At 68.0% G+C, this 23,989-nt stretch carries 26 protein-coding genes, 1 tRNA gene and 3 pseudogenes; 11 read left to right on the forward strand and 19 right to left on the reverse strand.

Going from position 1 to position 23,989, the window contains the following annotated elements; all coding sequences use genetic code 11:
- Positions 1-29: 29 nt before the first annotated feature.
- From OOK40_RS12710 to dnaK, 4 genes are all read right to left on the reverse strand, one after another.
- Entirely contained in the window at positions 30-473 is a 444-nt protein-coding gene (locus tag OOK40_RS12710) for a helix-turn-helix domain-containing protein (protein WP_266480035.1), read from the reverse strand.
- A 1-nt stretch (position 474) separates the two neighbouring features.
- Positions 475-1,659: a molecular chaperone DnaJ gene (gene dnaJ / locus OOK40_RS12715; RefSeq protein ID WP_266480037.1), complete on the reverse strand. Its 1,185-nt coding sequence runs from the start codon at positions 1,657-1,659 to the stop codon at positions 475-477.
- A gap of 103 nt (positions 1,660-1,762) precedes the next feature.
- Positions 1,763-2,419, reverse strand: coding sequence for a nucleotide exchange factor GrpE (gene grpE / locus OOK40_RS12720; protein WP_266480042.1), 657 nt, complete (start codon positions 2,417-2,419; stop codon positions 1,763-1,765).
- Positions 2,416-4,275 carry a molecular chaperone DnaK gene (dnaK, locus tag OOK40_RS12725; RefSeq protein ID WP_266480044.1) on the reverse strand — a complete coding sequence of 620 codons (1,860 nt, stop codon included), beginning with the start codon at positions 4,273-4,275 and terminating at the stop codon, positions 2,416-2,418. The genes grpE and dnaK overlap by 4 nt, the downstream gene beginning before the upstream one ends.
- Positions 4,276-4,510: 235 nt before the next feature.
- Here dnaK and OOK40_RS12730 point away from each other — a divergent pair, with 235 nt between their 5' ends.
- The 4 genes from OOK40_RS12730 (at position 4,511) to OOK40_RS12745 (ending at position 9,919) form a co-directional block, all read left to right on the forward strand.
- Positions 4,511-5,032 (forward strand): sugar transferase, encoded by a 522-nt coding sequence (locus OOK40_RS12730; protein ID WP_266480046.1) that lies wholly within the window; start codon positions 4,511-4,513, stop codon positions 5,030-5,032.
- Positions 5,033-5,161: 129 nt separating this feature from the next.
- Positions 5,162-7,432: a (Fe-S)-binding protein gene (locus OOK40_RS12735; RefSeq protein ID WP_266480048.1), complete on the forward strand. Its 2,271-nt coding sequence runs from the start codon at positions 5,162-5,164 to the stop codon at positions 7,430-7,432.
- 318 nt (positions 7,433-7,750) lie between these two features.
- Positions 7,751-8,854 (forward strand): VCBS repeat-containing protein, encoded by a 1,104-nt coding sequence (locus OOK40_RS12740; protein ID WP_266480050.1) that lies wholly within the window; start codon positions 7,751-7,753, stop codon positions 8,852-8,854.
- Positions 8,855-9,028: 174 nt separating this feature from the next.
- A complete protein-coding gene (locus tag OOK40_RS12745; protein ID WP_266480052.1) occupies positions 9,029-9,919 on the forward strand; it encodes a Yip1 family protein in 891 nt (296 codons plus the stop codon).
- A 119-nt stretch (positions 9,920-10,038) separates the two neighbouring features.
- Here OOK40_RS12745 and OOK40_RS12750 read toward each other — a convergent pair whose 3' ends face one another.
- From OOK40_RS12750 to dcd, 3 genes are all read right to left on the reverse strand, one after another.
- On the reverse strand, positions 10,039-10,194 hold the full coding sequence (locus OOK40_RS12750) for a hypothetical protein (protein WP_266480054.1): 156 nt from the start codon (positions 10,192-10,194) through the stop codon (positions 10,039-10,041).
- A gap of 154 nt (positions 10,195-10,348) precedes the next feature.
- Positions 10,349-10,846, reverse strand: coding sequence for a phosphoribosyltransferase (locus tag OOK40_RS12755; RefSeq protein ID WP_266480056.1), 498 nt, complete (start codon positions 10,844-10,846; stop codon positions 10,349-10,351).
- Positions 10,847-10,849: 3 nt separating this feature from the next.
- Positions 10,850-11,425 carry a dCTP deaminase gene (gene dcd / locus OOK40_RS12760; RefSeq protein WP_266480058.1) on the reverse strand — a complete coding sequence of 192 codons (576 nt, stop codon included), beginning with the start codon at positions 11,423-11,425 and terminating at the stop codon, positions 10,850-10,852.
- Positions 11,426-11,949: 524 nt separating this feature from the next.
- On the opposite strand from dcd, the gene OOK40_RS12765 reads away from it, so the two are divergent.
- Positions 11,950-12,023 (forward strand) — tRNA-Gly (locus tag OOK40_RS12765).
- 51 nt (positions 12,024-12,074) lie between these two features.
- Here OOK40_RS12765 and OOK40_RS12770 read toward each other — a convergent pair.
- Positions 12,075-12,623 (reverse strand): annotated as a pseudogene (locus tag OOK40_RS12770) (tyrosine-type recombinase/integrase); the annotation flags it as partial.
- Between OOK40_RS12770 and OOK40_RS12775 the strand changes: the two are divergent.
- The gene (locus tag OOK40_RS12775) at positions 12,592-13,014 is read left to right on the forward strand and encodes a hypothetical protein (protein WP_266480060.1); all 423 of its coding nucleotides are present in this window, start codon (positions 12,592-12,594) and stop codon (positions 13,012-13,014) included. The pseudogene OOK40_RS12770 and the gene OOK40_RS12775 sit on opposite strands and share 32 nt — an antisense overlap.
- 528 nt (positions 13,015-13,542) lie before the next feature.
- Here the strand turns inward: OOK40_RS12775 and OOK40_RS12780 are convergent.
- Together OOK40_RS12780 and OOK40_RS12785 are read right to left on the reverse strand one after the other, a co-directional pair.
- Positions 13,543-14,217: an AAA family ATPase gene (locus OOK40_RS12780; protein ID WP_266480062.1), complete on the reverse strand. Its 675-nt coding sequence runs from the start codon at positions 14,215-14,217 to the stop codon at positions 13,543-13,545.
- Between the two features lie 214 nt (positions 14,218-14,431).
- The gene (locus tag OOK40_RS12785) at positions 14,432-15,226 is read right to left on the reverse strand and encodes a hypothetical protein (protein WP_266480064.1); all 795 of its coding nucleotides are present in this window, start codon (positions 15,224-15,226) and stop codon (positions 14,432-14,434) included.
- 272 nt (positions 15,227-15,498) lie between these two features.
- Here OOK40_RS12785 and OOK40_RS12790 point away from each other — a divergent pair, with 272 nt between their 5' ends.
- Positions 15,499-15,708, forward strand: coding sequence for a hypothetical protein (locus tag OOK40_RS12790; RefSeq protein ID WP_266480066.1), 210 nt, complete (start codon positions 15,499-15,501; stop codon positions 15,706-15,708).
- 488 nt (positions 15,709-16,196) lie between these two features.
- Here the strand turns inward: OOK40_RS12790 and OOK40_RS12795 are convergent, their stop codons facing one another.
- Entirely contained in the window at positions 16,197-16,652 is a 456-nt protein-coding gene (locus tag OOK40_RS12795) for a hypothetical protein (protein ID WP_266480068.1), read from the reverse strand.
- A gap of 90 nt (positions 16,653-16,742) precedes the next feature.
- On the opposite strand from OOK40_RS12795, the gene OOK40_RS12800 reads away from it, so the two are divergent.
- Together OOK40_RS12800 and OOK40_RS12805 are read left to right on the forward strand one after the other, a co-directional pair.
- A complete protein-coding gene (locus tag OOK40_RS12800; RefSeq protein WP_266480075.1) occupies positions 16,743-17,093 on the forward strand; it encodes a hypothetical protein in 351 nt (116 codons plus the stop codon).
- Positions 17,094-17,294: 201 nt separating this feature from the next.
- Positions 17,295-17,465: pseudogene (locus OOK40_RS12805) on the forward strand (IS256 family transposase); the annotation flags it as partial.
- 295 nt (positions 17,466-17,760) lie between these two features.
- On the opposite strand, the gene OOK40_RS12810 reads toward OOK40_RS12805, so the two are convergent.
- A complete protein-coding gene (locus OOK40_RS12810) occupies positions 17,761-18,360 on the reverse strand; it encodes a TetR/AcrR family transcriptional regulator (RefSeq protein ID WP_266480077.1) in 600 nt (199 codons plus the stop codon).
- A 65-nt stretch (positions 18,361-18,425) separates the two neighbouring features.
- Here OOK40_RS12810 and OOK40_RS12815 point away from each other — a divergent pair, with 65 nt between their 5' ends.
- Positions 18,426-18,842 (forward strand): DUF6463 family protein, encoded by a 417-nt coding sequence (locus tag OOK40_RS12815; protein ID WP_266480079.1) that lies wholly within the window; start codon positions 18,426-18,428, stop codon positions 18,840-18,842.
- Between the two features lie 777 nt (positions 18,843-19,619).
- On the opposite strand, the pseudogene OOK40_RS12820 reads toward OOK40_RS12815, so the two are convergent.
- The 5 genes and pseudogenes from OOK40_RS12820 to OOK40_RS12840 all read right to left on the reverse strand — a co-directional run.
- Positions 19,620-19,754 (reverse strand): annotated as a pseudogene (locus OOK40_RS12820) (transcriptional regulator); the annotation flags it as partial.
- A gap of 26 nt (positions 19,755-19,780) precedes the next feature.
- The gene (locus OOK40_RS12825) at positions 19,781-20,290 is read right to left on the reverse strand and encodes a DUF6879 family protein (RefSeq protein ID WP_323136056.1); all 510 of its coding nucleotides are present in this window, start codon (positions 20,288-20,290) and stop codon (positions 19,781-19,783) included.
- Between the two features lie 43 nt (positions 20,291-20,333).
- Entirely contained in the window at positions 20,334-20,768 is a 435-nt protein-coding gene (locus OOK40_RS12830; protein ID WP_266480081.1) for a hypothetical protein, read from the reverse strand.
- Positions 20,769-21,111: 343 nt separating this feature from the next.
- Complete coding sequence (locus OOK40_RS12835; RefSeq protein WP_266480082.1) at positions 21,112-21,471, reverse strand: nuclear transport factor 2 family protein; 360 nt, start codon at positions 21,469-21,471, stop codon at positions 21,112-21,114.
- 25 nt (positions 21,472-21,496) lie between these two features.
- Positions 21,497-22,282 (reverse strand): SDR family oxidoreductase, encoded by a 786-nt coding sequence (locus tag OOK40_RS12840; protein ID WP_266480084.1) that lies wholly within the window; start codon positions 22,280-22,282, stop codon positions 21,497-21,499.
- A gap of 99 nt (positions 22,283-22,381) precedes the next feature.
- Between OOK40_RS12840 and OOK40_RS12845 the strand changes: the two genes are divergently transcribed.
- A complete protein-coding gene (locus OOK40_RS12845) occupies positions 22,382-22,897 on the forward strand; it encodes a helix-turn-helix domain-containing protein (protein ID WP_266480085.1) in 516 nt (171 codons plus the stop codon).
- A 144-nt stretch (positions 22,898-23,041) separates the two neighbouring features.
- Here the strand turns inward: OOK40_RS12845 and OOK40_RS12850 are convergent, their stop codons facing one another.
- Both OOK40_RS12850 and OOK40_RS12855 read right to left on the reverse strand, forming a co-directional pair.
- Positions 23,042-23,224, reverse strand: coding sequence for a hypothetical protein (locus OOK40_RS12850; protein WP_266480087.1), 183 nt, complete (start codon positions 23,222-23,224; stop codon positions 23,042-23,044).
- 221 nt (positions 23,225-23,445) lie between these two features.
- The gene (locus OOK40_RS12855; protein WP_266480090.1) at positions 23,446-23,985 is read right to left on the reverse strand and encodes a hypothetical protein; all 540 of its coding nucleotides are present in this window, start codon (positions 23,983-23,985) and stop codon (positions 23,446-23,448) included.
- Positions 23,986-23,989: the final 4 nt, after the last annotated feature.

The following is a 23,989-nucleotide window of genomic DNA, read 5'->3' on the forward strand; positions in this document are numbered from 1 at the left end:
TCCACCGCCCCTTCGGGCCGAGACATGGCCTATTCGGAACGCTTGGGTCGCCAGACCACCAGCGCGCTCGCCTGCTGCACATCCTGGTACGGCACGAGATCGCGCCGGTAGGAGGCATGCACCTGGGCCTCGCGCTGCTGCATCGCCGCAGCCGCTCCCTCGACTGCGGCCGACAGCTCGACAACCCTTTGCTGAAGCGCAGCGACCTGGTTCTCCAGTTCGATGATGCGCTTGATTCCGGCCAGGTTGATGCCCTCGTCCTGCGACAACTGCTGGACGGTGCGCAGCAGTTCGATGTCACGGGCACTGTATCGGCGGCCCCGTCCCGCGGTGCGGTCGGGGGACACGAGACCAAGCCGGTCGTACTGCCGCAGCGTCTGCGGATGCAAGCCCGAGAGCTGGGCCGCCACCGAAATGACGTACACCGGCGACTCGTCGGTCAGTTCGTAGGGGTTGCGGCGACGACCGTCCATCTCATGCTCCCTTCGCGGCCTGGAACAGCTCGGCCCGCGGGTCCTCGTCCGCGGTGGCTTCGCGGTAGGCCTCCAGCGCTTCCTTCGCCTTGTCGCCCAGCTCCTTGGGGACCGCGACCTCGACGGTGACCAGCAGGTCGCCGCGGGTGCCGTCCTTGCGGACCGCGCCCTTGCCGCGGGCACGCATCGTACGACCGTTGGGTGTCCCCGCGGGCAGCTTCAGCGTGACCGGCGGACCGCCCAGCGTGGGCACCTTCACCTCGCCGCCGAGCGCAGCCTCCGTATAGGTGACGGGCACGGTGACCGTGAGGTTGTCGCCCTTGCGGCCGAAGACCGGATGGGAGTCGACGTGCACGACGACGTACAAGTCGCCCGCCGGGCCGCCCCGTTCACCAGGAGCTCCCTTGCCGCGCAGCCGGATCCGCTGGCCGTCGGAGACGCCCGCCGGGATCCGGACCTGCATGGTGCGCGAGGAACGGGCGCGCCCGCTGCCCTTGCAGACCTCGCAGGGGTCCTGCGCGATCAGCCCGCGGCCCTTGCAGTCCACGCACGGGTCGGTGAGCGAGAAGGAGCCGCTGCCGCCGCGCGAGACCTGGCCGGTGCCGACACAGGTCGGGCACACGCGGGGCGTGCCGTTCTTGTCGCCGGTGCCCGAACAGGCCTTGCAGGCGGCCGAGCTGGACATCCGCAGCGGGACCGTGGCCCCGTCGACCGCCTCGGTGAAGCTGAGCGTCACCTCGGACTCGATGTCCTGGCCACGGCGCGGCTGGGTACGCGTACCCGGGCCGGCGCCGCGGTTGAACAGCCCGCCGAAGACATCGCCGAGACCGCCGCCGAAGCCGCCGGCGCCCCCTTGCGTGCCGCCCTGGGCGCCGCCGAAGAGGTCGCCCAGGTCGAAGTTGAAGGAGCCGCCGGGGCCGCCCGGCGCACCGGCGCGGAAGCCACCGTTGCCGAAGAGGGCGCGTGCCTCGTCGTAATCCTTGCGCCGCTTGGGGTCGCCGAGGATGTCGTGGGCCTCCGAGATCTCCTTGAAGCGCTCCTCCGCCTTGGCGTCACCCTTGTTGGCGTCCGGGTGGAACTCGCGGGCGAGCTTCCGGTACGCCTTCTTGATCTCGGCCTCGGTGGCGTCCTTGGGGACGCCGAGGACCTTGTAGTAGTCCTTCTCGACGAAGTCCTTCGTGCTCATCGACGTCCCTCCTCTCGGACACTCATTGCGTCAGCCCGTAGGGTGCCTGCCCCGGCTCCGCGCGGGCTCGCGACTCCCAGCCCCTTATCCGCGCGGAACCAGATCACGCACCCTCCTCCGGGCCACCGCTCTCCTCGTCGTTCGCCGTCTCGTCCTTCGAGGCCGCGGGCGCCGCGCCCGGCTGGGGCTCGGCCACCGCGACCCGTGCGGGCCTGATGGTCCGTTCGCCGATGCGATACCCCGGCTGCAGGACCGCGACGCACGTGGTCTCGGTGACATCCGGTGCGTACGAGTGCATCAGGGCCTCGTGGATCGTCGGGTCGAAGGGCTCGCCCTCCTTGCCGAACTGCTGCAGGCCCATCTTGGCCGCGGCCGTCTCGAGAGACTCGGCAACCGACTTGAACCCGCCCACCAGCTCCCCGTGATCACGCGCACGGCCGATGTCGTCGAGCACGGGCAGGAGCTCGGTCAGGAGAGTCGCCGTGGCGATCTCCTTGACCGTGATCCGGTCGCGCTCCACACGACGGCGGTAGTTCTGGTACTCGGCCTGGAGCCGCTGGAGGTCCGCGGTGCGCTCGTTGAGCGCCATGCGCACCTGGTCCAGCTGAGCCGTCAGGCCTGCGATCTTTGCTGCTGCGTCCCCTGCCGGGGCCGCCGTGCCCTCCTTCTCGGAGGACTCGGCGGACGCGGCGGCGTCGTCAGAGGTGGCGCCTGAGGGGACGTCGGGCTTCTCCTCGAAGCCCGGGGTCTCCTCCGTCACGCGGCACCGTCCTTCTTCGGCTTCTCGTCGTCGACGATCTCGGCGTCGACCACATCGTCCTCGGCCTGGGGCTGCTCGCCGGCCTGGGCGCCCTCGGCGCCGGGGGCCGCGCCACCCTCGGGGGCGGCGTTGGCGTACATCGCCTGGCCGAGCTTCTGGCTGACCGCGGCGACCTTCTCGGTCGCCGTGCGGATCTCGGCCGTGTCCTCGCCCTTGAGCTTCTCCTTCAGCTCGGTGAGCGCGGTCTCGACCTCGGTCTTGACGTCACCGGGGACCTTGTCCTCGTTGTCCTTGAGGAACTTCTCGGTCTGGTAGACGAGCTGCTCGCCCTGGTTGCGGGACTCGGCGGCCTCGCGGCGGCGGTGGTCCTCCTCCGCGTACTGCTCGGCCTCCTGGCGCATCCGGTCGACCTCGTCCTTCGGCAGCGAGGAGCCGCCGGTGACGGTCATCTTCTGCTCCTTGCCCGTGCCCAGGTCCTTCGCGGTCACGTGCATGATGCCGTTGGCGTCGATGTCGAAGGCGACCTCGATCTGCGGGACCCCGCGCGGGGCCGGCGGCAGACCGGTCAGCTCGAACATCCCGAGCTTCTTGTTGTACGCCGCGATCTCGCGCTCGCCCTGGTAGACCTGGATCTGCACGGACGGCTGGTTGTCCTCGGCCGTCGTGAAGATCTCGGAACGCTTGGTCGGGATCGTGGTGTTGCGCTCGATCAGCTTGGTCATGATGCCGCCCTTGGTCTCGATACCGAGGGACAGCGGGGTCACGTCGAGGAGCAGGACGTCCTTGACCTCACCCTTGAGGACACCGGCCTGCAGAGCGGCGCCGATGGCGACGACCTCGTCGGGGTTCACACCCTTGTTGGCGTCCTGGCCGCCGGTGAGCTCCTTGACGAGCTCGGCGACGGCGGGCATACGGGTCGAGCCGCCGACCAGAACCACGTGGTCGATCTCGGACAGCTGGATGCCGGCGTCCTTGATGACGTTGTGGAACGGGGTCTTGCAGCGCTCCAGGAGGTCCGCGGTGAGCTGCTGGAACTGAGCGCGCGTGAGCTTCTCGTCCAGGTGCAGCGGGCCCTCGGCGGAGGCCGTGATGTAGGGCAGGTTGATGTTCGTCTCGGTCGAGGACGACAGCTCGATCTTCGCCTTCTCCGCGGCCTCGCGGAGACGCTGGAGAGCCATCTTGTCCTTGGACAGGTCCACGCCGTGACCGTTGGCGAACTGCTTCACCAGGTAGTCGACGACGCGCTGGTCCCAGTCGTCACCACCGAGGTGGTTGTCACCGTTGGTGGCCTTCACCTCGACGACGCCGTCGCCGATCTCCAGCAGCGAGACGTCGAAGGTGCCGCCACCGAGGTCGAAGACGAGGATGGTCTGGTCGTCCTTGTCGAGCCCGTAGGCCAGGGCGGCCGCCGTCGGCTCGTTGACGATACGCAGGACGTTCAGACCCGCGATCTCGCCGGCCTCCTTGGTGGCCTGACGCTCGGAGTCGTTGAAGTACGCCGGGACGGTGATCACCGCGTCGGTGACCTTCTCGCCGAGGTAGGACTCCGCGTCGCGCTTCAGCTTCTGCAGGATGAAGGCGCTCATCTGCTGCGGGTTGAAGGTCTTCCCGTCGAGCTCGATCTTCCAGTCGGTGCCCATGTGGCGCTTGACCGACCGGATGGTCCTGTCGACGTTCGTGACTGCCTGACGCTTCGCTACCTCGCCGACCAGCACCTCACCGTTCTTCGCGAAGGCGACGACGGACGGCGTGGTCCTGGCACCCTCGGCGTTGGTGATGACGGTGGGCTCGCCGCCCTCCAGAACGCTGACGACGGAGTTAGTCGTGCCCAGGTCGATGCCGACCGCACGTGCCATTTCAATTCCTCCAGCTGACTTGAGTGGATCTGGCTCAAGGATGCATGACCGAGTCGACGACGTCAACAGAGCTGAGTCGACCCCACTCAACTTTTATCCGGCACTTACCTGCAGCCCACCCCCCGACCTGCACCCCAAGTCCGCCGCAGCGCGTGGCGCACCCCTTCACGAATGCCCCCATCTGGGAGAGTCGGAGCCGCAAAAGCGGTCAAGAGAAGCCAAAGGGCGTGCGTCCATGCCTGCGAAGCGAGCCATCGACCTGACGGGCAGCCTGATCCTGCTGCTGCTCCTGTCCCCCGTGCTGCTCGCCCTCACCGCCGCCGTCGCCTCGACCACCCGGGGCCCGCTCCTGACCCGCCGCGACAGGACGGGCCTGGGCGGGTCCACGTTTGCGATGCTGTCGTTCCGTACGACACCGGCCTCGCCCGCCGGACGGCTGCTGCGCCGCCACTTCCTCGACAGTCTGCCGCAGCTGATCAATGTGGTGCGCGGGGAGATGTCGCTCGTGGGCCCCCGGCCGCTACCGCCCGGGGACGACGCCTCCGTCGCGGGCCGGGCCCGACTCTGCGTACGCCCCGGAATCACGGGTCTGTGGCAGATCAGCGACCGCTCCGAGCTCCCCTGGGAGGAAATGGGCGTGCTCGATCTACATTATGTGGAGCAGCACTGGCTGGGACTGGACCTGTTGATCCTGGTCCGGACCCTGCCGACCGCGATCGCCGGACGCCGCGCGGCCCGTCCGGTCAGGCTTGCCTGAGCGACACAGATCACCGGCTGCGTGGCTACAGTGCGGCGGAATAAGTGGGTACGCTCAGCACGGACTGATTAAGTTACCGCTTAGTAGACTGTCGAGATTCCCACCCTCGCAGGCCCGAGGAGCCCCCAAATGCAACTCGCCGCGATCATCGTGTCGCTGGTCCTGACCGTGGTCGGCGTTGCGCTCATCGCCCGAGCCGTCGCGCAGATCTACCGCTTCGTGAAGCTCGGTCAGCCGGTCCCGGCAGGCAGCCGCACCGACGACCCGAAGCAGCGCACGATCACCCTGGTCAAGGAGTTCCTCGGCCACACCCGGATGAACCGGTGGGGGATCGTGGGCTTCGCGCACTGGTTCGTCGCGATCGGCTTCCTGACGCTCCCGCCGACCCTGGCGCAGGCGTACGGCCAGCTCTTCGAGGCGGACTGGACGCTGCCGGTCATCGGCGGCTTCCTGCCGTTCGAGATGTACATCGAGTTCATCGGCATCATGACCGTGGTCGGCATCGTCGTGCTGATGGCGATCCGGCTGCTCAACCTGCCCTCGCGAGCGGGCCGCAAGTCGCGCTTCGCGGGCTCCAAGGCCTGGCAGGCGTACTTCGTCGAGTACGTCATCCTCACGATCGGCCTCGCGATCCTCGCCCTGCGCGGGCTCGAGGGCGCGATCCACCACGTCGACAGCTACGAGCCGGCGTACTTCGTCTCGTACCCCCTGGTCCTGGCCTTCAACGGGCTGAGCGTCCCCACGCTCCAGACGCTGATCTACTTCACCGCGATGATCAAGATCGGCACCTCGCTGATCTGGATGATCACGGTCTCGCTCAACACCAACATGGGTGTCGCCTGGCACCGCTTCCTCGGCTTCCCGAACATCTGGTTCAAGCGGAACGCCGACGGCTCCACCGCTCTCGGTGCCCTGCAGCCGATGACCAGCGGCGGCAAGGAGATCGACTTCGAGGACCCGGGCGAGGACGACGTCTTCGGCGTCTCCCAGGTCGAGCAGTTCTCCTGGAAGGGCATCCTCGACTTCTCCACGTGTACGGAGTGCGGCCGCTGCCAGTCGCAGTGCCCGGCCTGGAACACCGGAAAGCCGCTGTCCCCCAAGCTCCTGATCATGTCGCTGCGCGACCACGCGCACGCCAAGGCCCCGTATCTGCTGGCCGGCGGCGGCAAGACGATGGAGGGCGAGGAGAAGGCCTCGGCCGAGGCTCTCAAGGACGTCCCCGCCGCCGCTCTCGCGGAGGCCGAGCGCCCCCTGATCGGGACGCTGGAGGAGAACGGCGTCATCGACCCGGACGTCCTGTGGTCCTGCACCACCTGCGGTGCGTGCGTGGAGCAGTGCCCGGTCGACATCGAGCACATCGACCACATCGTCGACATGCGCCGCTACCAGGTGATGATCGAGTCCGCGTTCCCGTCCGAGGCGGGCACGATGCTCAAGAACCTGGAGAAGAAGGGCAACCCCTGGGGGCTCGCCAAGAAGCAGCGCGTCGAGTGGACCAAGGAGGTCGACTTCGAGGTCCCGATCGTCGGCAAGGACGTCGAGGACCTGAGCGAGGTCGACTACCTGTACTGGGTCGGCTGCGCGGGCGCCCTGGAGGACCGGGCCAAGAAGACCACCAAGGCCTTCGCGGAGCTGCTGCACATCGCGGGCGTGAAGTTCGCGATCATGGGCGGCGACGAGAAGTGCACGGGTGACTCCGCCCGGCGCCTGGGCAACGAGCCGCTGTTCCAGCAGCTCGGCCAGGAGAACGTGGCCATGCTGAACATGGCCTACGGCGAGGACGACGAGGACGAGACGACCAAGAAGCCCAAGTCGTCGAAGAAGATCGTCGCGACCTGCCCGCACTGCTTCAACACGATCGCGAACGAATACCCGCAGCTGGGCGGCGAGTTCGAGGTCATCCACCACACGCAGCTGCTTCAGCACCTCATCGACGAGGGCAAGCTCATTCCGGTGACGCCGGTCGAGGGTCTGATCACGTACCACGACCCCTGCTACCTGGGCCGCCACAACAAGGTCTACACGCCGCCGCGCGAGATCATGTCCGCCGTCCCGGGCCTGCGCCAGCAGGAGATGCACCGTCACAAGGAGCGCGGCTTCTGCTGTGGCGCCGGTGGCGCGCGCATGTGGATGGAGGAGCGGATCGGCAAGCGCATCAACACCGAGCGTGTGGACGAGGCGCTGTCGCTGAACCCGGACATCGTCTCGACCGCCTGCCCGTTCTGCCTCGTCATGCTGACGGACTCCGTCAACGGCAAGAAGAACGACGGCAAGGCGAAGGAGAGCCTGCAGGTCGTGGATGTCGCGCAGCTGCTCCTCGACTCGGTGAAGACGCCTCCGGCCGAACCCGCGGGTGAGACGGAGTCGCAGGACGCACCGGAGCCCGAGCCGGTGAAGTAGTTCCGGAAGACTGGAAGACTGCACTACACAGAAGCGGCCGGATCTGCCTCGGGGGCAGAACCGGCCGCTTCTGTCTGTCAGTTGCCTCATGCGTACGCGTACGCCAGTTGCCGCGGCGGCGCGGCATCGCGCGGCCCAGGCCGGTGAGTTGATGCCTGATCTGCCGTGTCTGTAGCCCTTTGCGGCTGCGGCATCCACGAAGCTACGGATGCTCACCGGATAACCATTGGCCAGCGATCTCGCCGGAGCCATTGCCCTGAGGCGAACCGAACGAGCATCGTGAGGCGGCTGAGTACGACGAGACGGACGAGGTGGGTTGTGCGGACAGGACTGGGGCCCGCGGCGGCAGCGATCGCGGCCTGCGCCTGCGCGGTGCTGCTGGCGGGCTGCACGAGCACGCCCGAGCCCCAGCGGCCCGCCCCCGCCAAGAACGGCGACACCGCCCCGCTCGCCGCCCGGGCGGCCGCCCTGCCCGTCCCCCGCGGCAAGGGCAGCCGCGTCCCCGCCGACTTCAACGGCGACGGCCACCGCGACCTCGTACTGAACGACCTGGTGAAGGCCCCGGGCGACAGCCACGGCGACGACGCGGGCATCGGCGTCGTCTACGGCACCGCGGGCCCCAGCACCCTCGACCCCTCCGTACACCGCCTGCTCACCCCGCGGACCAACGCCGCGCCCGTCGGCGGCACCCTGCCCGCCGCCTTCGACGCCGAGGCCGCCTGCGACCTCGACAAGGACGGCTTCTCCGACCTGATCGTGGCCACCGACCCGCCGTACGACGGCATCGGCCGCCCACCCGTACCGCTCCAGGTCCTCTTCGGCTCCCCGGCCGGGCTCGCGGGCAAGGCGGTCGTCCTGCGCATCCCTGAGCAGGCCCGTTACGGAAACGAGTGGCCCGACCACCCCGTCTGCGGCGACTTCGACGGCGACGGCTCCACCGACCTCGCGGTCACCGCGTCCGCGGGCCGGGTCAGCTTCCTGCGCGGGCCCTTCGCCCGCACCGGCGCCCCGCGCGCGGCCGCGGCCCCGGTCCAGGGCGGCGGCCCCGCCCTGTCCGCGCCCTCCCCTCGGACCGATGCCAACGACGACGGCTACGACGACCTGGTGGTCTCCGCCCGCGCCCCGGAGCCCGGCGCGGCGGCCAAGGGGAAACTGCTGCTCGGCGGCCCGCAGGGCCCGGGCCGCGCGGGCGGCCGCTATGGCTACACCGCCGTGTCCGTCCCGCCGTCCCCCGCCCTCCCGGCGGGCGAGACGAGCCCGGTGACCGATGTCCTGCAGTACGCGGACTTCGACGGCGACAAGCGCCCCGACCTTCTCACCCGTACGCACCGGGGCGAGCGGGCGGATGTGGTGGTGCTGTATCCGGCCTCGGCGCGGACGGCCGCGCTGCTCACCTTCAGCACGTCGGTCTTCCTGCACTGAACCGGCTGCACTGAACCGGCTGCGCTGAAACCAGCTGCACCGAACCGGTTGCACTGAACCGCCTCCGCAGCCACCCCCGGGATCCCCTAGGGGATGTCACAGGTCGGCAGCAAAGGCCTGTGGGTTCCCCGAGCGCGGGCACCTCACTCTCCGGGACCAGGTACGTTCGATTACGTGGCTGGATTCAGGATCGGACGCGGCCGGGACAACCGCACGTCGCAGCAGCAGCAACCGCAGCAGGCACCGCCGCCCTACCGGGGCGGTGGCGGCCATGCGGGGCCGCCGCATGCGCAGCAACAACCGCCGCAGTGGCCCCAGGCGGGCGGCGGCTACCAACAACAGCAGCAGCCCCAGGGCCCGTACGGCGAACCGGAGTACTTCGGCGACCCGTACCAGCAGCAGCACCCGCACGGCGACCCGTATGCCAACTCCCCTGGCCACACGCAGGCGTTCAGCATCGACGAGGACCCGTACGGCAACGGCGCGACCTACCGCGCGGGCGCTTCAACAGCTGCGCCGGCGGGCCCGCGGCTGCACTGGAAGCAGCTGCTGAGCGGCATCGTGCTGCGCCCGGGCCCGACGTTCTGGCAGATGCGCGACTACCCCGTGTGGGGCCCGGCGCTGATCGTCACGTTCCTCTACGGCCTGCTCGCGCTCTTCGGCTTCGACAAGGCCCGCGAGGAGACGATCAACGCGACGATCTCCACGGCCATTCCGTACGTCCTGACGACGGCGGTGGCGTTCGTCATCGGCGGCCTGATCCTGGGCGCGGTGACCCACACCCTGGCCCGCCAGCTCGGCGGCGACGGCGCCTGGCAGCCGACGGTCGGCCTCTCCATGCTGATCATGTCCATCACGGACGCGCCACGCCTGGTCTTCGCGCTCTTCCTGGGCGGCGAGAACTCCCTGGTCCAGGTGCTCGGCTGGGCGACCTGGCTGGCGGCGGGCGCGCTGTTCACGTCGATGGTGAGCAAGTCGCACGATCTGCCGTGGCCGAAGGCGCTGGGAGCCTCGGCGATCCAACTGATCGCGCTGCTGTCGATCATCAAGCTGGGCACGATCTGAGACTGCGCAGGGCCCCCGCCGATGAGGCGGGGGCCCTGCGCATGTCCGCCGCCTTCCCGTCCGAGCCGGACGTACAGCCCTCTGCCACCGGGCCCGGCCTGCGCGCCGTCGACGACTGGCTAGGCGAAGGCGAAAGCGAGGATGAGCAGCACGACAAGAAGGGCGAACATCTCCCACCGAGCAGCACGCCTGAGCGTACGCAGCGATGTGGGTCTTCCAGACCCCGAGGTCGGTGAGTGGCTGTAGTTGGCGTCATCGGAGGTGTCGTCGCTCATCCCGCCATGCTAGCCACGTCGCTTCTGGTGCTCGGGCCCACGACCGTGAGATGCCCACATTCTGAGATCGTGTCCGCCATCCGTGGCGCCCCGGTTCCGGGCAGCAGACGTGGCCCCGACGGATGCCGGGGTCACGTCAGTTGCTCGTGCCCGGTCAGGCGTCCAGAATCTGACCCGCGCGCCGCACGACGGGCGGTTCGACCGACCACGGGAAGTTGATCCAGTCGTCCGTGCGCTTCCACACGTATTCGCACTTCACGAGGCTGTGCGACTTCTCGTAGATGACGGCGCTGCGCACCTCGGCGACATGGTCGACGCAGAAGTCGTGCACGAGCTTGAGCGTCTTGCCGGTGTCGGCGACGTCATCGGCGATGAGGACTTTCTTCTGTGAGAAGTCGATGGCGTTCGGCATCGGCGCGAGCATGACCGGCATCTCCAGCGTCGTCCCCACGCCGGTGTAGAACTCCACGTTCACCAGGTGGATGTTCTTGCAGTCGAGCGCGTACGCGAGGCCGCCCGCGACGAAGACGCCGCCGCGCGCGATGGAGAGCACGATGTCCGGCTCGTAGCCGTCGTCGGCGATGGTCTGCGCGAGCTGACGGATCGCGCCGCCGAACTTCTCGTACGTCAGGTTCTCCCGGACATCAGCCATGGCTCACACCTGAGTCCGGTGGAAGTTCTGGAAGGACCGCGAGGCGGTCGGTCCCCGCTGCCCCTGGTAGCGCGAGCCGTAGCGCTCGCTCCCGTACGGGAACTCGGACGGCGAGCTCAGCCGGAACATGCACAGCTGGCCGATCTTCATCCCCGGCCAGAGCTTGATGGGCAGCGTCGCGAGATTCGACAGCTCGAGCGTGACGTGCCCGGAGAACCCCGGGTCGATGAAGCCGGCGGTGGAGTGCGTGACCAGCCCGAGCCGCCCCAGGCTGGACTTCCCCTCGAGCCGCGAGGCGAGATCGTCCGGCAGCGAGATGACCTCGTACGTCGAGGCGAGGACGAACTCCCCGGGGTGCAGGATGAACGGCTCGTCACCCTCGGGCTCGACCAGCCTCGTCAGATCGGCCTGCTCGACGGCGGGGTCGATGTGCGGATAGCGGTGGTTCTCAAACACCCGGAAGTAGCGGTCCAGCCGCACATCGATGCTCGAGGGCTGCACCATGGTTGCGTCGTACGGGTCGATGCGGACCCGCCCGGCGTCGATCTCGGCCCGGATGTCCTTGTCTGAGAGAAGCACGTCCCGAGGATACGCAGAGCGCACGGGCCCACCCCAATCGGACGGCCCCGCGCGCTCCTCTCCGTGCCTCTCCCTGACGTTCCACTACGTCCCGCTACGTCTCCCGCTACCGCTTGGCGGGCTCCACGGGCACGACACTGCGCAGCCGCGCACAACGCGGACACCGGATGAGCCGCCCGGGCCCGATCCGATCGGCGCCGAGCTGCTGCATCGGAAACGAAGCGGTACTGAAGACATGCCCCTCGGCACAGCGGACGACGGTGCGCTCCATCAAGTCCATCGGGTCCCTTCCCCAACCAAATGCGGACGAACGGCCACATTAGAGGATGAAGGGGACGGGGCTGCACGCGGCACTCCGCCGTGCAACGTTACGCCTCAACTCCCGCGCCCCGCAGCCACATCCGACCTTCGAGAGGACCCGCGGCCAGGGCCCCGGACAGCGCAAAGGCCCCGCGGCGAAATACACCGGGGGCCAGCGATGGGGTACAGTGTGCGACGATGCGGTGCCGGTCACGGCCCGCCGCGCGGGTGTAGTTTAATGGTAGAACATGAGCTTCCCAAGCTCAGAGCGCGGGTTCGATTCCCGTCACCCGCTCCATAGAAAAGCCCCAGGCCGGCGGCCCGGGGCTTTGTTGTTGTCTAGACCGCGCTAAGCGCCGTGCACCAGATCCGCCCCAGAAGGCTTCTCCTTGTCCTTCTGCCGGGCGGCCCGCACCAGCTGGTCCAGCCCGCTTGCGACCTCGTGCTGACGCTCCACGTCCGAGTGCTGATAGATCAGAGCCGCCTTCTCCGACGACTGCCCAGCGCGGACCATGGTGTCCTTGAGGGTGGCCCCGGAACGGGTCGCCAGGGTGTGCCCGGTGTGACGAAGATCGTAGAAGCGGAAGCTCTCCGGCATGCCGACCTTGGCACGCGCCTTGCGCCACTTCCGCCCGAAGGTGGACCGCCGGAAAGGCTTGCCCTTCTCCCCCACGAACAGCAGTCCGTCCAGTCCTTTCTCCGCGTACCAGTCGAGATGCCGCCGAAGGTCCGTGCGCAGAAAGGCCGGCAGAACCACGAGCCGCTTGCCCGCTTCCGACTTGGTGTCGCCAGGCGCGCGACGGCCGGTCGTCAGCTCGGGCGCGGCCATGCGCACGCGAACGGTCATCGCCTCCAGGTCTACGTCCTTGCAACGCAGCTCGGCCTGTTCCTCCGGCCGCGGCTTCAGCCACTCCCTCACCGGCGCCGACCGCGCCTACGAGCACATCTTCGAGGTCCCGGAACTCGAGATCCCCTTCCCCGGCGTGTGGGAGATCTCCTATGGCGCCCGCTCATATGTCGAGGTGCCCGCGAGCCGGGAATTCGAGTATGTCCACACAGCGCTGTTCAACAACGGCGCGCTCCTCCCCGACAGTGAGGCACTGACCGGCATCAACGGCACAAATCATGCAAGCCAGACCACCACCGGGCAGACGTTCCTGGCTGAATTCAAGGCCAAGGACAAGGTGACGCTCCACGCGTACCGCGTCGGGCAGTCCGGCAACGCCGCCATCCTCAGCAACGGCGACGGACGCACCCAAATCACGGCGCACTGGGTGAGCCCAAAGTAGCGAAGGACAGTGCAGCCACCGGCCCTTCAGCCCTTGCACCTGACGGTGACGAGACAGGCCAGGGATCAACCCCGCCCGCCGAGGTGAGGTGGACCTTCCTGGTCAGTCCACTGCAGCAACCGGACCGGCACGGTCACGGCAGCGGCCTGAGGCGCTAAGAGGCACCGAGCCGTGGCCACGAGGTACGACAAGTTGGCGGTCCGCTACGAGGCAACCATCCTCGTGGCGGCCATCAACGAGTGGCTGTAACCCGCACATTCGATACACGCCCTAGACGTCTGACTCAATGGGCTGCCTCACTGGCCCTGTGAGCGCCGATCAAGGCACCAGAGCAGACGGGGCGCGATGGGAGCCGAGACCGCGGCAGAGCCAAACGTGCCCCCCGCGTGCCCGGTCCGGTGGTACCAGGCGGGGAACAGCGGGGAGCCGCGGTGACCAGGCCAGGAACACGCAGGTCACCGTCTCGCCAGCTCAGCCCCGATCCGCATACGCGATCTTCCAAACTGGGTACTTTTGAGCGGCGCTCGGTCACCGAATCAGGGCGACGACGGCTGCCTCGATGGGTTCGATGTCCGGATCGCCATCATCTGAAGTGTCGACTTCAACGACGGCATCGACTCCACCCGGCGGATCGAAAATCGACCGCTTCATCTCGCCTCGCTGGACCTGAGATGAGAGCTGTCGGTCGACTGCCCCGCCTTCGGCCGCTCGGGCGCGGAGGCGCTCGTCGATGACCGATTCGTGGGCGACGACGTGAACAGCGAGCACTCGGGCGTCAGATGCGAGTAGCGCATCTAGCAGCTTGTGCGACAACACGGAGGACTCCACGACGAAGCTCACCCCTGAGGAGGCGAGGAGCCGGGCTGTGTTGACCATCACGGCCTCAGCGCGGAGGCTCAAAGCACCGTCGGCGATGTGGAAGTCCGGGTTGAGCTGAACACCGCCGCCCTTGCCGACGGAAGCCGAGGACAGCCCGAGACCGACCTTGATCTCATCCCGGGTCAGGAACGGCACACCGAGGCGACGCGCCGTTGCGCAGGCAACGGTGGTCTTTCCGGCCCCCGGAGACCCGCATACGGCGACCACCACCGGCCGTTCCCACCTCAACATCCGCCGATCCTGCCTGATCTTGACCGTGCTGTCTACGAGCCGATCATGGTCGGCCGAGCAGCCCTCAGCGACCGCACCGCCCGCAGTTCGCATCGCGGGAGCCCAAGGAACGGTCCTGTGGCCGTGCCACTCTTGTGCCAGAACGGACGGGGACTCACGGGGAACCGGGGTCCCCAGGGGTGAGCTCGGCCGGACTCCGCCCGCGGTACGGAATCCGCAGGTCACGCTCATGATCGCCCCACCGCGCTCCTAAAGCGGGGGTACGCGGGGCCGATGTCGTCTGTGCTGGAACATCGACCGGTCTTGGTCATGGGGCCAGTCTGAGGAACTCGTTCATGGCGTGCGGGTACAGCCATGGGCTATGGCCACCGGCTTGGAGTCGGTCGATCGCGATCAGCGCGTCCGCCGCGGTCTTGCAGCGCGGGTGCTGTGTGGCGAAGGTGGTGATGCGGGAGCGCTGGGTGGGCAGCCAGGCAGCGATCACCTGGGGGTCGCCGTCGTACCACCAGGTGAACTGAAGCTCTTCCCAGAGAAGGTCGGTGGCCCAGTCGAAGGCGAGGCGGACGAGGCCGGCGTCCGCCTCGGAGCCGGAGAGCCCGGCGATGTGCTCCAACCACCGCTCCAGATCACCCGTTGCGTGGGCGATTCCTTCCAAGAGTTCAGCGATGTCCCCGGGAGTGCCATCAACCAGGGCGAGGGCCAGCAGCGCTCGGAAGGCCTGCTCTACCACGGCACGTTCGGGCGCGGGCCAGTCAACGAACTTAGCCCCGTGTTGGCCGAGATGACCGATTTCCCGGGATGGATCGACGCCATGGCCCTCGGGCCCCCAATAGCGCAGCGCATGGGGCATGAGGCGACGCCACAGGACGGGGTATTGGTCCGCGTCCCAGTGGCTGACGACTTCGCGCATGAAATGCCCGAGGAGATCATCCGGTACGGCAGCGGGATCGCCACCGAGAATGTGCAGCTCCGACTCCGCGGTGCAGTACGTGCAGCCGTCCACCGGGCGGTCGAGTTCGGGAGGTGACGCGAAGACCCGGTCAGCCTCGGCGAGCGCGTGCCGCCACATTGCGTACAGATCGAGGTCAAGAGGATCGGACATGGCAGGACCTACCGCGGGGACTCCGCACAGGGAGAGCCTGGCGAAGAGCGTGACCCTACCACTGGCGATCCGGGGACCGACCGGTAGTCACGTGCCAGATGCGTGCCAGATCGTGCGGTCATTCACGGTCAGTTGGGCGCGGGAAGGTGCAAGCACCCGCCGGCAGGTTCAGCACCCCTGCGGGCCTGCTGACCTGGCACGACCGCTTTGAGGTCGGCGCCACGCTTACAAAGCAGTGGTCCGCGCACCCAGCCGACGGCCATGCTTGGCACGTGTCCAGTGAGCCCATAGAAGACCTCGTATATCTCCAACTCATCGAACGGTTGGCACACCTCGTGGCCGAAGCAGCCGCGACAGAAGGATGGCTTTCGTTCCTGCCCGACCCACCCGAGGCCACGCCGTCACAACGTGCCGTCAACGAGTTGGCGCGCCACCTTCGCTTCGTTCATTTCGACGGAGACGGGTGCGTCGATCACTACTGAGCGCCCTTGAACGCGGCGAGTGTCTAACTGCGTGACAACGCCGACGCACAGCGGCGGACGACCGCGCACACCTGCGGACCATCCCAGCAGGTGAGAGGCAAACCGGGCCAAGGTCGAGCGTCCGCCCAAGTTGCTTCGGGACGAAGAGGTCGCGGGTTCAAATCCCGCCACCCCCACAGAGATCAAAGGGCAGGTACTGATGTCAGTACCTGCCCTTTGGCCTTCCTCGGGGCACTGGCTCGCCAGCAGGAAACCGGAGGGTCACGACGGCCAAGCTCGTCGACCAGAAACGACACCATCGTCCCGCCGAAGGGGCTCGCGCCGGCCCTCCAGGGATCCGACGCTCATTGACCAGACAGAGCCCTCGCCCATGCTCCTTCGGCGGAGGCTTGCCGCATCCGCACCTGCGCAGGGAAGCCGGGGTTGTGTACGTCGACCCGCAAGGCTTCGCCCACCCGCCACCACTCGACGTGCACCCGCCTGGGCAATCAGTTCGCGGCCTGTGCAGGAAAGCGAACCAGGGGAACCGGCATCAGGCAGAGCGCGAAGACGATCTGCGCCAGGACTGGGACGAAGAGCAGCGCCACGAAGTTCTGGAAGAGCAAGAACCATGTGGGCAGGAGGAGCAGCCCCGCTAGACGGATACGGAATGCCATCCCCTTGCGCTCGTTGAACAGCCCGAACAGCAGGATTATCAGCAGCGAGGGGATCCCCACCGCCAGCCCCACCCAGGCAATGGAGTCGTCCCACAGGTAGTAGGCGGTGTCCTCCCAGTACGAGCGGGTGCGGGGCAGGTAGGACACAAGCTCGTGCTGGCGTGGGGCCGTCAGGGCATAAACGAGCCATGCAGCCACCCAAATCAGCAGGTAGCGACCGGTGGCATCGGCGAGGCACAGGCCCACACGGCCGAGTCGGCGCCAGGGAGAGGTGATCACGAAGGGCATAGCACATAGTGACATGTATTTTGAACGCGTTCAGGAAGACGGAGGGATAGATGCTCGCCATCGTTAATCGAACAGACGTACCATTCCGGTGTGGCTGAAACGTACGACTTCCCCGACGACCTCCGGGCCGCACAGCTCGACCTGCACCGGACGCGTGCTGAGTACGCGGCGCTCTGCAGGGCCCTGCCCTGGTCGGTGACCCCAGAGCCAGGCTGGACGAGTGAGAAGCACGTACTCGGCGACCGGGTGGTGTCCTTTCCGGACAGCCCGGGCTACACCGACGAGCAGGCAGCGGAGGTGGAGCGGTTGCGCCGGCGTTTGCTCGATCTGTCGGTCACGGTGAGCACGCATCCGTACTGGGCGACCCTGACGGCGGGCGTGGTCGATGCGCGGATGGCGCTCAAGCACGCCCATGAGCAGGCCGAGGACAAGGCGGCGTAGACCGTCATGGCCGAGCGCCAACCATCGCGGCTGGAGCTACTGCGTTTTCTGGAGCGGGTCCAGCTGCAACAGCTCCAGCAGACGAAACGCTGGCTGGAGCAGGAGGAAGACCGAGCCCTGCGCGCTGCCCACGTACCTGCGCCACCACCGGAGGCCAACCGACCAACCGACTCACACGGGCCCCGACCGAGGGCCAGCAACCGCGGACCAACGAGCAATGCTCAAGACTTGTCCATGGTCTTCAAGCTCGTCGAATCCGCCCAGGCCCGCTGGCGAGCGGTAAACGCACCCCACCTCGTCGCCTTGGTCCGCGCCGGATCCTGTTTCGAACGTGGCGTGCTGATAGAGCGCCCTGAGACGATCGCAGCGTGACGAGCCATGGCGATATCAGCGCAACGCCCCGCCCACGTCTAGCCGGTGGGGTTCGCCCAGGTGTCGTGCGTGGCCCTGCTGCCTGCGTCCTGCGGCGTCGGCGGTGACTCGGCCTGCGCCCCTCATCTTGCGGCGTCGGCGGTGGCTCGAGGCCTGCGTCTCGGCGTGACTCGGCCTGTGGCCCGGCGGGTCGGCCTGCGGTCTGCATCCTGCGGTCCTGGGAGGTCGTCTCCGTCCCGGGCGTGACAGGGCCGCAGGGGCTTGCCAGCCCGTGGGCGGCCAAGGGGGCGTCCGGCTAGGAGCCGGGCGACGCCTGGGCGGCGGTGAGGGCTGTCGCGATAAGTGGGCCCAGGCGCTCGGACAGACCGTCCGGCGGGGTGCGCTGGAGATACAGCAGGGCGAAGACCGGGCCGGTCACCAGGGCGTGGACGGTCGAGGCGTCCGGACGGGACGGCGGGGGCGGCAGGTCGCCGCGGGTGACCGCGCGGTCGAGCAGGCTCTCGATGTCGGCGAGTTCGCGGGTGACGAACCGCTCCCGGAAACGGACTCCCAGGGCGCTGTCGGGCCCCAGGTCCGCCAAGAGGCCGAGCACCGCCGCAGAGGCCGCCGGACTGGTCAGATGGTCCACGATCTCCTGGACGAGCGCCGTGAGGTCCCCGGCGAGACTGCCCGTGTCGGGTCTGCCCGGCAGCTCCGGTTCATGGATCGCCGCAGCGAACACCATCTCCTGCTTGGTCGCATGGCGCCGGTAGATCGCCGCTTTGCCGATCCCCGCCCGCTCGGCCACCGCGTCCATCGTCAGCCCGGCGTAGCCGTCCCGGGCGAGGAGCTCGCGCGTGGCGTCGAGGATTGCCGCGTCCACCCGCGCATCCCGTGGCCGTCCCGTGGTTGCCATGGCCACCATATTACGATAATCCTAGTTCCGAAACTAATAGTCTCGAAATCTGCATGGGGGTCGTCATGGGGAACACAGCCGTACGCGCGGGGCGCATCCTGGTCTTCCTGGGTGCCCTGCACCTTCTCGTCCTCGGCGCGCAGAACACCGGGCACCTCGACGCCTGGTTCAGCGGTGCCCTGTGGGGCCTGCCGCGCGAGGAGTTCATCGAGCCGCGCGGCGCGGGCGGCGCGTTCTGGATCTCGATCGGGAGCTTCGCCGTACCGCTGCTGCTGCTCGGCCTGCTCGTCTCGTGGCTCGGCCGACAGGGCGTGCGGGTGCCGTCGTCCGTCGGCTGGGGCCTGGCCGCGTGGAGCGCCGTCGGCGCCGTCGTCGTCGAGCCGACGCCGATGCTCCTGGTCCTGGTCCCCGCCGTACTGCTCATCCGGCAGAAGGAGCAGATCACGAACGGCCGCACAGGAGCTGGCAGGACCCCGGTCTAGTCGTCCATGTATCAAGCGAAAAACACGGCAAGTTCAGCGCCTGGGCCGGCGCCACCCATCGCAGCGCCTGGCACCACTGGCACACGCCGCCCTCGAGTGGCGCAGCTTCGATGGCTGCCAGCATGTCGAAGTCCTGAGAGTGGAGCGACCCACAGGTCACGCCCAGCGATCGCACACTCACGCGTTAGCGCTTCAGTTGGCCGGACGGGCCAACTCGGAGCAATGCTCAAGACCTGTGGATCGGGCTCGGGTTGGCGCGCGACGGGCGTACCTTCCCGAGTGATCGATAGGTCACCGAGTAGACCGACGTTGCACCGTCGGTTGGGAAGGCACGCCCATGCTCAGCGTAGTCAACAATGACGGTTCGACGTCGGACGGTCGTTGATCGATGAGATCGTCCGGGAGGGCTCGGTCCGTCATTTCTACGGCGTGGTGGGCGGCTCAACGCAGTGGGTAGGGTCCCCGCCGTGCCCGATGCGTGCCCGATTTGGCGGCGAACAGCGGTCAACCACGGCTCAGAGGAACCCCACCGCAGCCCAGTCAGCAACGCGTCTGCACAGGCCAGCGCCCGTTTCCTACTGAAGGGGCCGGTGATTCCCAAGCTCAGAGCGCGGGTTCGATTCCCGTCACCCGCTCCACGACGAAGGCCCTGGTCAGAGACTAGGGCCTTGTTTTCTGTCTAGACCATTTTGGGGCGGCGTGCCATTCGCGTGCCATTAGGGCACCTCCGGCCAGCACAAACGACCCCGGAAGCCCTCCGGCAGCGACGCCTGACGCCGAACACTTCGACTCATGCCAGCCGAGACTGCTGGCCAACGCTCGCTTGGTGAGCCCGGCTTCGAGCCGCAGTTCGCTCAGGCGTTTACCCAGGGCCCTGCGGGCTGCCTGAACGCTCGAAGATGGCGATGTCATGTCGCTGCGATGGTGCCGTTCGAGTATCAGGCCGACTGGAACTCTGCGTGCGGGGTTGCCCGAGCCCACACGGCCTCGAAGGCCGACTCGCAGAGCTTTGCGACCTCAGGATCGTCCGTGAGTTCCACCTCCATGTTCTCGCCGTCGCCATCGAAGTGGTTGACGAGGACGAGGCTGGAGTCGAAATGCCAGAAGTCGTTGCCCGGAAGCGCGAGGGCCGTCGCCTCTCGCCGGGAGAGCCAGCACACGTCTTCACCGGCAGCGATGTTCAGTTCATCCGTCACGTCGTACTCGAAGCGGATGTACTCGCTGACGGGAGTCGAGAGGACGCGGGCCCGGCGGACCTCGACGCCTCGCGAGGTCGCCTCCGTGACGATGCTGTGCCAGTCGCCCCAGCGCTCGGCCGGGTCGAGTGTCACGCCGGCCTTCGAGTCGATGAAGGCCGGGTCCGACTTCATGTAGGCGTCGCGCATCTCCAGATGGACGGCCGTCCTCTGGCAGTCGCGGAACAGCTCCTCAAACGTCGGGATCCTCATCGGCCTTCTTCAGTTCACCCGGGACTGTGCGAAGGCTCCCCAGCTATCGGCCGTTAAGTTCGGCGCGGCACACCGCGCAGTGCATGGCCGCATGGCGTCCGTGCCGATGCATCAGCTGACCGCAGCCTGCACACAGCCCCAACTCCCAGGGCGGGCACCCCAGCGCGGCCGAGGCGGCAGCCCGCCCGACGGACGTGATCAGCGTCGGCTTCACGGACCGCTGCAGCGGCATCCGTGGCAGGGTCACGCCACCGGTGGGCTGTCCCAGATCGCGGATGGGCCGGGCATCGCTGACGAACCCTCCCTCTTCGCCGGCGCGGCATGTCCGGTCAATCTCCTGCTCGGCGAAGGTGATCTGGTCGTCCTCCTCCTGCTCCGGCGCGACGGGAAGCGGCACCTTCTCCCCGACCAACTCCCGCCATAACTCGCAGTCGTCCGCCGGTACCCACATGTGCGGCCCGGCCGCTGCAGGTGTCATGGCCGCGTCGGCTCACTGGCCGGGTCCTGCTGCCTGATCACCTGGGTGGGGCGGCCGAGCCTGCGGCGGACGCGGGCCGCGTCGGGGACGCAGCAAATGCGGGCGCACGCCTGCGCCGTGGTGCCGTCCAGTCCTCCGCCAGTCTGCTCCAGCCGGCGCCCGATCGCGCCCCGAGCATGGACGAGTACCGCACGTACGGCGTCACCACCCGGCGGCATCCGCTGGGGCGGACGGCCCCTGCGAGTGGCGGCCTGACCTGGCAGGAAGGTGAGTCTGAGTCACCGAGATTGCGGGGCGGCGGGGCTTCTCGCATGAGGCGGCAGCGGGTGGCGTTGGAAGGGACTCAGGGTTCGATGACGAGGCGTTCAATGAGGCCGCCGCGGAGTGTGAACTGGTAGCGCAGATCGATGGTGCCGCCGGGGAAGTTGCCCTCTAGGTGGTGGGTGGCGATGTAGCGGGTCGCGTCGGTCTGCTGGGCGTCGGTGAGGTGGATGGTGTAGGTGAATTCGGTGGCGGATCGGTTGAGCCACGCCTCGATCGCCTCGGTGCCCTCGCAGGTGTTGCCGTCGTCGATCACCGTGGCTTCACCGGTGAACGCCGTGATTGCGGTGGCGGTGTCGTGGGCGCGGTGCGCGTTCAGGTAGCGGGTGATCACGTCGGGCAGGATGTCCGGGGTGCTGGTGCGGGGCTGGTTGTCGTGCATGACGCTCCTTGGGGTGGTGGCGGGTTCAGACGGTGGGGGTGGTGCCGCCGTCGATGACGTGTTCGGCGCCGACGATGGCCGAGGCGCGGTCGGAAACGAGGAAGGCCACGAGCTCGGCGACTTCCTCGGGCCGGTTGGGACGGCCCAGCGGGATGCCGCCCAGGGACTCCATGAGCCGGCCCAGCGCAGCTTCCTGGGTGATGTCCGCGTCGTGGGCGATCCGGGCGACGAGGTTGTCGGCGGCCGAGGTCTGCACGAAGCCGGGCGAGACGGTGTTGACGCGGACGCCGTGCGGGGCGACCTCGTTGGCCAGGCCCTTGCTGTACGTGGTCAGGGCGCCCTTGGCGGCGGCGTAGGCCAGGGTGCCGTTCCACAGCGGCATGCGGCGCTGGATCGAGGTGACGTGCACGACTGCCCCGTTGCCCTTGGTGATCATGTGCGGCAGGAGCGCGCGGTCCAGGCGGACGGCGGCCAGCAGGTTCGTGTTCAGCTCCCTGGCCCAGTCGTCCTCGCCGAGCGCGGCGAACCCTCCGGCCGGCGCCTCGGACCCGCCGAGGGTGTTGACCAGGATGTCGACGCCTCCCACACGGGCGTCCACCTCGGCGGCGACGTGGGCGGCGCCCTGGGCGGTGGACAGGTCGGCGGTGATGAACGTCTTCTCCTCGATGTCGTCGGGGCGGCTGCGGGCGGTGACCAGTACGGTCGCGCCGGCCTGGGTGAGACGTCGGGCGATGGCGGCTCCGGTGCCCTTGCTGCCGCCGGTGACCAGAGCGCGTCGGGCTTCGAGGGATTCGCTGATGGATGTGGTCACGGTGTGCTCCGATCCGGGGTGCGGGCAGAGAAGGCACCGCTCCCGTCGTTACTGCTAAAATAGAAGCTACTAACTTCGACTTTAGCAGTAACTGAGGGGATGGTCGCCGTGGCAAGCCGGATCAGGCTGGAGGACCGGGAGTGCCCACTGTCCACGACGGTGGAACACGTAGGCGAGTGGTGGACGCTGCTGATCCTCCACGACGCTTTCGACGGCTACACACGCTTCGACCAGTTTCAGGAGAGTCTGGGCATCTCCTCCAGCATGCTCACCACCCGGCTGAAAACCCTCGTCGCGGACGGACTACTGGAGCGCCGGCCCTACCAGACCAACCCCGTACGCCACGAGTACGTCCTCACCGAACTCGGGCACTCCCTGCGACCGGTGATCGTCGCCCTGGCCGCGTGGGGCAACTCCCGTCTCGCAGCGGCCGAACGCAGCATGATCCTCATCGACGCGCACAGCGGCGAGGAAGTCGAGCCCGTCGTCATCGACGCCAAAACCGGCCGCCGACTCGACGACAGCGACACCTACGTCTTCACCGCAGGCCCTGCGGCCAGCGACGCCATGCGCCACCGTTACGCGACACGACCGACCACCCCCGTGGAGGCGTAAGGCTGCCCCGGACAAGCACCGAACGGCCTTGAGCAGGGCCGGGACGCACCCTCGTACCTGATCGACCAGGCAACACCGGCTCGCCGCCAGCATCACGCATGCCAATCATCCCGAGCTCTTGAAAACTAGATCAAGTGAGGCGAGTCAGCGGACCAAACGCAAAGGCAGGATCTCGGGCCTCGCGCTGACCGGGGAGGGGCCGTGGCCGTGGGAGTTGGTGTGCAGGACTGTGAAGCACAGCGTCCCGCCGGGCTTGAGCGCTGCGGCGACAGCAGGCAACAGCCGGTGTGGAGCGATGTACGGGAAGGCGTTCATGGAGTAGATCACGTCATCGGGTTCCCCCGTCTCCAACACCCTCTGCGAACTCGCCTTCAGCTGAGTCAGCAGCTCTGGCGGGCAGCCACCCTGGCCGCCCACGAGCGTTAGCTCAGCGAGGAGGTGTCGAGCTACGCCCTGTGCGAAGCATTCGGAGACGGCCAAGAGGTGGCCTACCTGAACTGGGCTGCCAACCTCTGATGGGTGCAGCTCGTTTCGAGTGAGGTCGTCGATCAGGTGGTGAGGTCGTATTCGCCCTGGCCGGCGGCTTGATAGAGGTGTTCGTGTTCGCGAGCGACGTGGAAGCGCCGGTAGGTGTCGAAGTCGCCGTTGCTGTGGACGGTCCGGAGTTTGAGAACGGCTTCGGCACCGTCGAGGCCCCAGCGGGCGCCGGAGATGTCGAGTCGGTCGGCGATCAGATGCCGGCACGCGCCTTCGATCACGCCGGTCGCGATCGGCCAGTCGGCTGCCGGCGCCCGGTCGTAGCGCAAGAACTCGGCCTTCCCGGTCACGTAGCGGACGCATGCGTCGGCGCCGCGGCGCCGGTCCCCCTTCAGCCCTGCGTTGTCCACCTGGGCTGTGATCGTCTCGGTGACCCGGCGGGAGTGGCCGGCGAGGATCGCCAGGGCCTGGACGGCGCCCCAGTCCTCGACCGCCGCATCACCGCTTTCGTGGAAGCACCATGCCGCGCTCCACACGTATTCCAGGACGTGGACGAGGTCGATGACGATGCTGATCCCGGCGTCGCGGCGCGCGGGCGGGCCATGGGCCACCGCC

Origin of the sequence: Streptomyces sp. NBC_01481 (assembly GCF_026339995.1) — a bacterium.
Classification (GTDB): Bacteria; Actinomycetota; Actinomycetes; order Streptomycetales; family Streptomycetaceae; genus Streptomyces.

Bases quoted from the DNA above. Each gene is read 5' to 3' on its own strand.
- OOK40_RS12780 (WP_266480062.1), bottom strand. From the start codon at position 14,217: ATGCGAACTGCGGGCGGTGCGGTCGCTGAGGGCTGCTCGGCCGACCAT.
- OOK40_RS12785 (WP_266480064.1), bottom strand. From the start codon at position 15,226: ATGTCCGATCCTCTTGACCTCGATCTGTACGCAATGTGGCGGCACGCG.
- dnaK (WP_266480044.1), bottom strand. From the start codon at position 4,275: ATGGCACGTGCGGTCGGCATCGACCTGGGCACGACTAACTCCGTCGTC.
- OOK40_RS12845 (WP_266480085.1), top strand. From the start codon at position 22,382: ATGGTCGCCGTGGCAAGCCGGATCAGGCTGGAGGACCGGGAGTGCCCA.
- OOK40_RS12830 (WP_266480081.1), bottom strand. From the start codon at position 20,768: ATGACACCTGCAGCGGCCGGGCCGCACATGTGGGTACCGGCGGACGAC.
- OOK40_RS12835 (WP_266480082.1), bottom strand. From the start codon at position 21,471: ATGCACGACAACCAGCCCCGCACCAGCACCCCGGACATCCTGCCCGAC.
- OOK40_RS12710 (WP_266480035.1), bottom strand. From the start codon at position 473: ATGGACGGTCGTCGCCGCAACCCCTACGAACTGACCGACGAGTCGCCG.
- OOK40_RS12755 (WP_266480056.1), bottom strand. From the start codon at position 10,846: ATGGCTGATGTCCGGGAGAACCTGACGTACGAGAAGTTCGGCGGCGCG.
- OOK40_RS12735 (WP_266480048.1), top strand. From the start codon at position 5,162: ATGCAACTCGCCGCGATCATCGTGTCGCTGGTCCTGACCGTGGTCGGC.
- OOK40_RS12810 (WP_266480077.1), bottom strand. From the start codon at position 18,360: ATGGCAACCACGGGACGGCCACGGGATGCGCGGGTGGACGCGGCAATC.
- dnaJ (WP_266480037.1), bottom strand. From the start codon at position 1,659: ATGAGCACGAAGGACTTCGTCGAGAAGGACTACTACAAGGTCCTCGGC.
- OOK40_RS12795 (WP_266480068.1), bottom strand. From the start codon at position 16,652: ATGCCCTTCGTGATCACCTCTCCCTGGCGCCGACTCGGCCGTGTGGGC.
- OOK40_RS12750 (WP_266480054.1), bottom strand. From the start codon at position 10,194: ATGAGCGACGACACCTCCGATGACGCCAACTACAGCCACTCACCGACC.
- OOK40_RS12815 (WP_266480079.1), top strand. From the start codon at position 18,426: ATGGGGAACACAGCCGTACGCGCGGGGCGCATCCTGGTCTTCCTGGGT.
- OOK40_RS12730 (WP_266480046.1), top strand. From the start codon at position 4,511: ATGCCTGCGAAGCGAGCCATCGACCTGACGGGCAGCCTGATCCTGCTG.
- OOK40_RS12825 (WP_323136056.1), bottom strand. From the start codon at position 20,290: ATGAGGATCCCGACGTTTGAGGAGCTGTTCCGCGACTGCCAGAGGACG.